7 protein-coding genes are annotated in these 7,503 nt (G+C 70.8%); 2 read left to right on the plus strand and 5 right to left on the minus strand.

Annotation, left to right across the window (positions count from 1 at the left end):
- The 5 genes from QZ433_RS04075 to QZ433_RS04095 all read right to left on the minus strand — a co-directional run.
- On the minus strand, positions 1–707 hold a 707-nt coding region (locus tag QZ433_RS04075), incomplete at its 3' end, for an ATP-binding cassette domain-containing protein (RefSeq protein WP_295780139.1).
- Positions 708–813: 106 nt separating this feature from the next.
- The gene (gene chvE, locus QZ433_RS04080; protein ID WP_295780140.1) at positions 814–1,935 is read right to left on the minus strand and encodes a multiple monosaccharide ABC transporter substrate-binding protein; all 1,122 of its coding nucleotides are present in this window, start codon (positions 1,933–1,935) and stop codon (positions 814–816) included.
- A 379-nt stretch (positions 1,936–2,314) separates the two neighbouring features.
- The gene (locus tag QZ433_RS04085; RefSeq protein WP_295780141.1) at positions 2,315–3,850 is read right to left on the minus strand and encodes a tripartite tricarboxylate transporter permease; all 1,536 of its coding nucleotides are present in this window, start codon (positions 3,848–3,850) and stop codon (positions 2,315–2,317) included.
- Position 3,851: 1 nt separating this feature from the next.
- Complete coding sequence (locus tag QZ433_RS04090) at positions 3,852–4,412, minus strand: tripartite tricarboxylate transporter TctB family protein (RefSeq protein WP_295780142.1); 561 nt, start codon at positions 4,410–4,412, stop codon at positions 3,852–3,854.
- Positions 4,412–5,443: a tripartite tricarboxylate transporter substrate-binding protein gene (locus tag QZ433_RS04095; protein ID WP_295780143.1), complete on the minus strand. Its 1,032-nt coding sequence runs from the start codon at positions 5,441–5,443 to the stop codon at positions 4,412–4,414. Before QZ433_RS04095 ends, QZ433_RS04090 begins: the two co-directional genes overlap by 1 nt.
- A 119-nt stretch (positions 5,444–5,562) precedes the next feature.
- Between QZ433_RS04095 and QZ433_RS04100 the strand changes: the two genes are divergently transcribed.
- Positions 5,563–6,843: an ATP-binding protein gene (locus QZ433_RS04100; protein WP_295780144.1), complete on the plus strand. Its 1,281-nt coding sequence runs from the start codon at positions 5,563–5,565 to the stop codon at positions 6,841–6,843.
- Positions 6,840–7,503 (plus strand): response regulator (locus QZ433_RS04105; RefSeq protein ID WP_295780145.1); only part of this gene is annotated, 664 nt, incomplete at its 3' end. The genes QZ433_RS04100 and QZ433_RS04105, both read left to right, overlap by 4 nt.

Consider the following 7,503-nt stretch of genomic DNA (forward strand, 5'->3'; position numbering starts at 1 on the left):
CGCCCCTCGTCGGTCTCGGGATCGGAGCGGTGCATCGTCTCGATCGTGCGACCGTCGCGGATGATCGTGATGCGGTCCGAGATGCGCAGCACCTCTTTGAGCTTGTGGCTGATGATGATGCAGGTGATGCCCTGCGTGCGCAGCTGGTCGATCAGGTCGAGCAGGTGCGCGGAGTCGTCGTCGTTGAGAGCGGCCGTGGGCTCGTCGAGGATGAGGAGCTTGACCTCCTTGGCGAGGGCCTTGGCGATCTCGACGAGCTGCTGCTTGCCGACGCCCAGCTCGTAGATCTTCGTCGCGGGGTTCTCGCGCAGGCCGACGCGCTTGAGCAGCTCGGCCGCGGCGGTGTTGGTCGCGTTCCAGTCGATGACGCCGCGCTTGGACTTCTCGTTGCCGAGGAAGATGTTCTCGGCGATCGAGAGATACGGACTCAGCGCCAGCTCCTGGTGGATGATGACGATGCCGGCGGCCTCGCTGTCGTTGATCGAGCGGAAGGCCATCTGCTCGCCCTCGAGGGTGATGGTGCCCTCGAACGCCCCCACCGGGTACACGCCGCTCAGCACCTTCATGAGCGTGGACTTGCCGGCCCCGTTCTCACCGCAGATGGCGTGCACCTCGCCGCGGTACACGTCGATCGACACGTCGGCCAGGGCCGGCACGCCGTTGAACGACTTCGAGATCCCCGCCATGCGCAGGATCGGTTCGGTCATGGTTGTTCTTCCTCCGTCGGGATGGCGAGGATCGGGCGGCGAGGCGGGCGGACCCGCCTCGCCGCAGGAAGGCCGGGGCGGGTCCGCCCGCCCCGGCCGGTGGGGCTCAGAGCCCGACGTCGGAGGCCTTGAGGAAGCCCGAGTCGATGAGCTTGGACTGCACGTCGTCCTTGACGACGACCTCGGGGGTCAGCAGGTACGAGGGCACGACCTTCTTGCCGTTGTCGTAGGTCTTGGTGTCGTTGACCTCGACGGTCTTGCCGTCCTTGATCTCCTGGATCATCGTGAAGACGCGGTCACCGAGGGCGCGGGTGTCCTTCCAGACCGTCATGGCCTGCGCACCGTCGAGGATCGCCTTGACGTTGGCCTTGTCGGCATCCTGTCCCGTGATGAGCGGGTACTCGGCGCCGGGGGTGTAGCCGGCCGACTTCAGCGACGCCTCGATACCGATGGCGAGGCTGTCGTTGGGCGAGAGCACCACGTTGACCTTCTTGCCGTCGCCGTAGAACGACGACAGGCGGTTGTCCATCTCGGCCTGAGCCTTGTCGGACGCCCAGCCCTGGATGCCGATCGAGGCCCACGCGTCGTCGTTGGCGGGCGACTTGCCGCTGGGGACGACGAGCTTGCCGCTCTCGACGTAGGGCTGCAGGACGTCCCATGCGCCGGCGAAGAAGAACTTGGCGTTGTTGTCGTCGGGGCTTCCGGCGAAGGGCTCGAGGTTGAAGGGGCCCTTGCCGTCCTTCAGGCCGAGCTGCTCCTCGATGAACTGGCCCTGCAGGGTGCCGACCTTGTAGTTGTCGAAGGTGGCGTAGTAGTCGACGTTCTCGCTGCCGTTGATGAGGCGGTCGTAGGCGATGACCGTCGCGTTCTGCGCCTTGGCCTCCTGCAGCACCGGGCCCAGGGTCGATCCGTCGATCGCGGCGATCACGAGGATCTTCGCGCCGCCCGAGATCTGGTTCTGGATCTGGCTGATCTGCTGGTCGGTCTTGTTGTCGGCGTACTGCAGGTCGACGGTGCAACCGGCGTCGGTGAGCTTCTGCTGCAGCTGCTCGCCGTCGTTGATCCAGCGCTCGAGGCTGCGGGTCGGCATGGCGATGCCGACGTTGCAGTCCCCGCTCGCGCCGCCGGCGGCCGCGCCGCCCCCGTCGGACGGACGCGTGGAGCTGCAGGCCCCCAGGCCCACGGCCAGTGCCGCGATGGCCGCACCGGTCAGGATTTTCTTCAGCATGTGATCTGCGTTCCTCTCTGAACTGCAGGGACCCCCGTTGGTCGCACCCGCGCCCTCCCCGGCGTCGGATCGGGTACGTCGTCGTCCCGGCTCTGTGGTCCGTCGGATTATGACGGCTCCGAAAAAATATCCATCGAGGGGGGTTTTGTCTATAGCCACGTCAAAATTGCGCGACGGCGTGATCGGACCGTGATCCGGCGCCCCCGGCCCCCTTCATCGGCGCCAAACGGCACCACTCAACGCACCCCGCGACATTTCGGCGCCCGCGAAGCGCGCCCCCCGCGAAGCGCGCCCCCCGCGAAGCGCTCCCCCCTCCCGCCGCCCCCGAACGCCGGAACGGGCGGGATGCCACAGCACCCCGCCCGTCCCCGCGCGCGGGTCACGAGACCTCGACGGACTCCTTCGCGGTCGCGGCGTTCGCGCGTCGGCGGGCGAGCAGGCGGTTGCGCCCCGCGGCCAGCAGGACCACGAGCAACACCCCGTAAATGGTGAGCACGATCGGCCCCTGCAGCAGGGTGGTCAGGTCGCCGTTGGCACTCATGGCGGCATCCCGCAGGCTCGTCTCTGCCAGCGGTCCGAGCACCATGCCGATGATGAGCGGCGCGAGCGGGTAGTCGTGCGCCCGCATCACGAAGCCGAGCAGTCCGATGGCCAGCAGCAGCAGCAGATCGAACGTCGCACCCGAGGTGGCGTAGATGCCGAGTCCGCAGAACACCGCGATCGCGGCGTACAGGTACGGGCGGGGGATCAGCAGCAGCTTCGCCCACAGCATCGCGAACGGCAGGTTCAGCACCAACAGCACGATCATCGCGATGAAGAAGCTCGCGATCAGCGCCCACACGAGGTCGGGCGAACGCTCGAACAGCAGCGGCCCGGGCTGCAGCCCGTACTGGCGGAACGCGGCGAGCATGATGGCCGCGGTCGCCGACACCGGCAGACCGAGCGCCAGGAGCGAGCCCATCGCCATGCCCGTGGTCGAATTGCCCGCCGCCTCGGGCGCCGCGAGGCCGCGGATCGCCCCCTTGCCGAACATCGGGTTCTTGCGGCGCGCGTCGAGACGCTTCTCGAGGCCGTACGACAGGAACGTCGGGATCTCGGACCCGCCGGCGGGGATGACGCCGAAGGGCAGGCCGATCGCCGTGCCGCGCAGCCACGCGGGAGCCGCCTCGCGGAACTCGCGCCGCGTCAGCCAGGGCCGCCCCGACGGACGGACCATCGCCCGACCCCGCACGTGCCGCTCCAGCGCGGCGACGTGGATGACCTCGCCGAGGGCCAGGATGCCGACGGTCACCGTCACGAGCGAGATGCCGTCGAACAGGTTGGGCGAGTCCAGCGTGAAGCGCGGCGTACCGGTGACGCCGTCGATGCCGACCACCGCGATCCCCAGGCCCAGGAACAGCGAGGCCAGTCCCTTCGCGGCGTTGTCGGTGACGACCGACGAGGTCGCCGCGAACGCGAAGATCGCCAGGGCGAAGAACTCCGCGGGCCCGAAGCTGCTGGACAGCCCCGCCAACAGGGGTGCGAAGAACACCAGCAGGGATGCCGCGACCATGCCGCCGACGAACGCGCCGATCGCCGCGGTGGCCAGCGCCTGCGCGGCCCGGCCGTTCAGCGCCATCTTGTGCCCCTCGAAGGTCGACGCGATCGCCGAGGCCTGACCGGGGGTGTTCATCAGGATGCCGGTCGTCGAGTCGCCGAACAGACCGCCGAAGTACACGCCGGAGAACATGATGAACGCCGCGGTGGGGTCGAGCGAGAACGTCACCGGCAGCAGCAGTGCGACCGCCATCGACGAACCCAGGCCCGGCATGACGCCGACGGCGGTGCCCAGGACGCAGCCGACGACGACCCAGATGAGGTTCTGCCACGTCAGCGCCCCGGCGAAGCCCTCGCCGAGCAGGATCAGTGCGTCCATGTCAGAAGCTCCATCCGAGGATTCCCGAGGGCAGGGACAGCCCGAGGCCCATGTCGAAGGCGATGTAGCTGAGCGAGCTGATCGTCAGCCCGACCAGGAGCGCGAAGAGCATCCGGCGCTGGCCGAATCCGCGCGCGATCCCGCCGAACAGCAGCGCGGCCGCGACGATCCAGCCCAGGATGCCGAGCAGGAACGCGAAGACGAGGAACGACCCGGCCACCCAGGCGAACGAGCGCCAGTCGACGCGCACCGCGCGGTCGCCGGCCTCTTCTTCTTCGGCCGTGGGGGTGACCAGTGCCGCGCGGACGGCGCCCACGGCGAGGATGCCGGCGAACAGGAACAGTCCCGCCGCGATGATGCCCGGGAAGAACTGCGGCCCCGGGAAGGCGGCGTTGGCGGGCACCCTCATGGTGACGATGCCGACGAGCAGGTACGTCGCGAAGGCGGCGAGCACTCCCGGCATGATGAGCGCCTTGGCGATACCGCGCGGGCCGCTGCCGCGCTGGAAGCGCAGGCGGTCGCCGACCGTCGCCGAGACGGACGTGGGGTTGTTCGACGGCATCACAGGCCCATCTCCTCGTACAGGAGCTCGATTCGCTCGCGCTCGTCGACCAGGAAGGCGTCGAGGTCGGCTCCCGTGATCAGGCGCTCGGTCCAGTGGTAGCGGGCGCGGGCGTCGGCCCACTCGGGCGTGGCGACCGAGTCGAGCACCAGCTCGGTGAGCCCGTCGACCTGCTCGTCGCTGAGTCCGCTCGGGGCGGCGAGCATGCGCCAGTTGGTGAGGCCGACCTGATACCCCTGGTCGACCGCGGTGGGGATGTCGATGCCCGCGATGGGCTCGGCGGCGACGAGCGCGAGGGCGCGCAGACGGCCTGACTCGATCTGGTCGATGTTGTCGGGGTACCCTCCCGCGGCCGCCTGGGCGGTGCCGTTGAGCAGCGCCTGGATGGCCTCGCCGCCGCCGTCGGACGAGATGTAGGTCATGTCGACCGGGGCGATCCCGGCCGCGAGCGCGAGTTCGGCGACGACCAGCTGGTCGAACGATCCGCCCCCGGTCCAGGGCAGCGCGCGGGGGTCCTGCTTCCACGCCGCCACGAGGTCGTCGAGGCTCTGGAACGGCGAGTCCGCGGGGACGACGATGACGTCGTACTCCTCGACCATGACGGCCAGCGGGGTGACGTCGTCGAGGGTCGCGGCCGAGCCGAACTGCACGGTCGCGGCCAGCAGACCGGTGCCGCCGACCAGCAGATTGCCGGGCTGCCCCGAGAGCACCGAGACGTTGCCCAGGGCGATCGTGCCGCCGGCTCCCGGCATGTTGACCACCTGGACGTTGTTGACCAGGCCGTTGGCCTTCTGCGCCTGCTGCAGCTCGCGCGCGACGCCGTCCCACCCGCCGCCCGCCGCAGCGGGGGCGATGATCGTCATCGACGCGTGGATGTCGTCGCCGGCGGATGCCGAGGTGATCGAGCCGTACGAGGCGACGGCGATGGCCGTGGCGGCGACCGCTCCCCCCGCGATGCGGCCGATCCATCGGCGACGCGGCCGGTCGGCCGGTGGATGGTCAGGGAAAGATGAGAGCGTAGGCTCCGTCATCACAGCTCCTCCTTGCGAACGTCGTCGTTCGGCAGATCGCGTCGACGCTCCCAGCCGGAGCGGGCGCAGCGCACCCCCCGGGCGCTTTGTGCTCATATTGCGTGCGAAAGAGAGCCCCCATGCGCGAGTCCCCGTCCCCGGCCACCGCCCGGGTCGTGCGGCGTGCGCTCGTGGTGCTGCCGAGCCTGATCGTGCTCACCGCGGTGGGTCTGACCACGGTGATCGCGGCGTCCGTGCAGGAGCGCCGCATCCGCGACGACACCGCCGATCGCGTCTTCGACGTGGCCGCGGGTCTCGCCGAGCTCGACGACGTGCGGGCGGCCGCGGCGAGCGTCTCGGCATCCGGCGCACCCGATGATCTGGCCGACGCCGTCGACCTCGCCCCGGCGACCACCGTGCTGCAGCCCCTGGCCGATCTGGTCGAGCGCACGACCGGGGTGTTCTACGTGGTCGTTACCGACGACGAGGGGGTGCGCATCACCCACCCCGACACCGCGCAGCGCGGTCGTCAGGTCGAGACGGCCAACGCGAGCGTGCTCGCGGGCACGCCCTTCCTGGGCACCGAGACCGGCCCGTCGGGCAGCTCGCTGCGCGCCAAGGTGCCGATCCGCGACGGCGACGCCGTGGTCGGCATGGTCGCGGTGGGGGTGCTGGAGTCGCGGATCCTGTCCGAGCGCGACGAGGCGCTGGGAGCGCTGCTGCCGTGGAGTCTGGGGGCTCTCGTGGCCGGCACCCTGGCGTCGTCGCTGCTCGCCGCGGCGATCGAGAGGCGCTTCCGCCGCGCCGACGCGCTCGCCGCCGAGCAGGAGCAGACCGCGCGCACGGTGACGGCGCTGCGCGAGCAGGCGCACGAGTTCGGCACGCGCCTGCACGTGCTGCACGGCCTGGTGTCGCACGGCGACACGCGCGACGCGCTCGCCTACATCTCGGACGCCGTGCCGACGCTGACCCCGCGCGAGCCCTCGGACGCCCGGCTGGGCCCCTCGGTCGTGGGAGCGAGTCTCGAAGCGCTGCGCGCCGAGGTGTCGACCCTGGGCGCCCACCTCGAGGTGCAGATCGACCGCGATCTGCCGGTCGACGAGACCGTGCTGATGGTGCTGGCGAACCTGTGCCGCAACGCCGCCGAGGCGGGCGCCTCGCGGGTGCGCTGCACGCTGTCTCAGGTGGGCGAGACCCTTCACGGCGCGGTCGACGATGACGGACCGGGGCTCGACGCCCGCGACATCGAGCGGGCGTTCGCCGCGGGGTTCTCGTCGAAGAGGGATGCCAGGGGCACCGGCCGCGGGATCGGACTGGCGCTCGTGCGCCGTGCGGTCGGCGACCGCGGCGGCGAGATCCTGGTGGGCCGCTCGGCGTTCGGCGGGGCGCGCTTCGCGTTCGAGATGGCGGTGCCGCGGTGACGGCGCCGGCGATCCGGGTGCTCGTCGTCGACGACGACGCCGCGGCCCGCGCCCTGCACGGACGCTCGATCGACGAGGTGCCGGGTTTCCGCCTGGTCGGCTCGGCCGCGACCGGCGAGGCGGCGGTCGCGCGCGCCCGTGACGGGGTCGACCTGGTGCTGCTCGACATGCGCCTGCCCGACATCAGCGGGGTCGAGGTGCTGCACCGGCTGCGCACCCTGGGCGCGCAGGGACTGGACGTGCTCGTCATCAGCTCGTCGCAGGACCAGGTGACGGTGCGCCAGGCCCTCGCAGCGCACGTGGTGGGGTACCTCGTGAAGCCGTTCACCCAGGACGTGCTGCGACGCCGCCTCGACACGTATCGCGAGGAGCGCCGCGCCCGCGCCGAGGCCGATCGCGACCGGGCGCTGTCGCAGAGCGACATCGATCGCCTGCTGGGCACCGGCAGCGTACGGGTGCCCGAGCGGACCTCACCCGGGTCGCTGCCGAAAGGGCTCGCCGAGGTCACCCTCGATCGCGTGCGCGAGAGCCTCGACCCGGTGTCGTTCGCGTCGGCCGCCGAGGTCGCCACGGCGTGCGGTCTGTCGCGCGCGACGGCCCAGCGGTACCTGGAGCACCTCGTCGCGACCGGTGTCCTCGATCTCGCCCACCGCTACGGGG

This window comes from uncultured Microbacterium sp. (assembly GCF_913776565.1).
Taxonomy (GTDB): domain Bacteria; phylum Actinomycetota; class Actinomycetes; order Actinomycetales; family Microbacteriaceae; genus Microbacterium.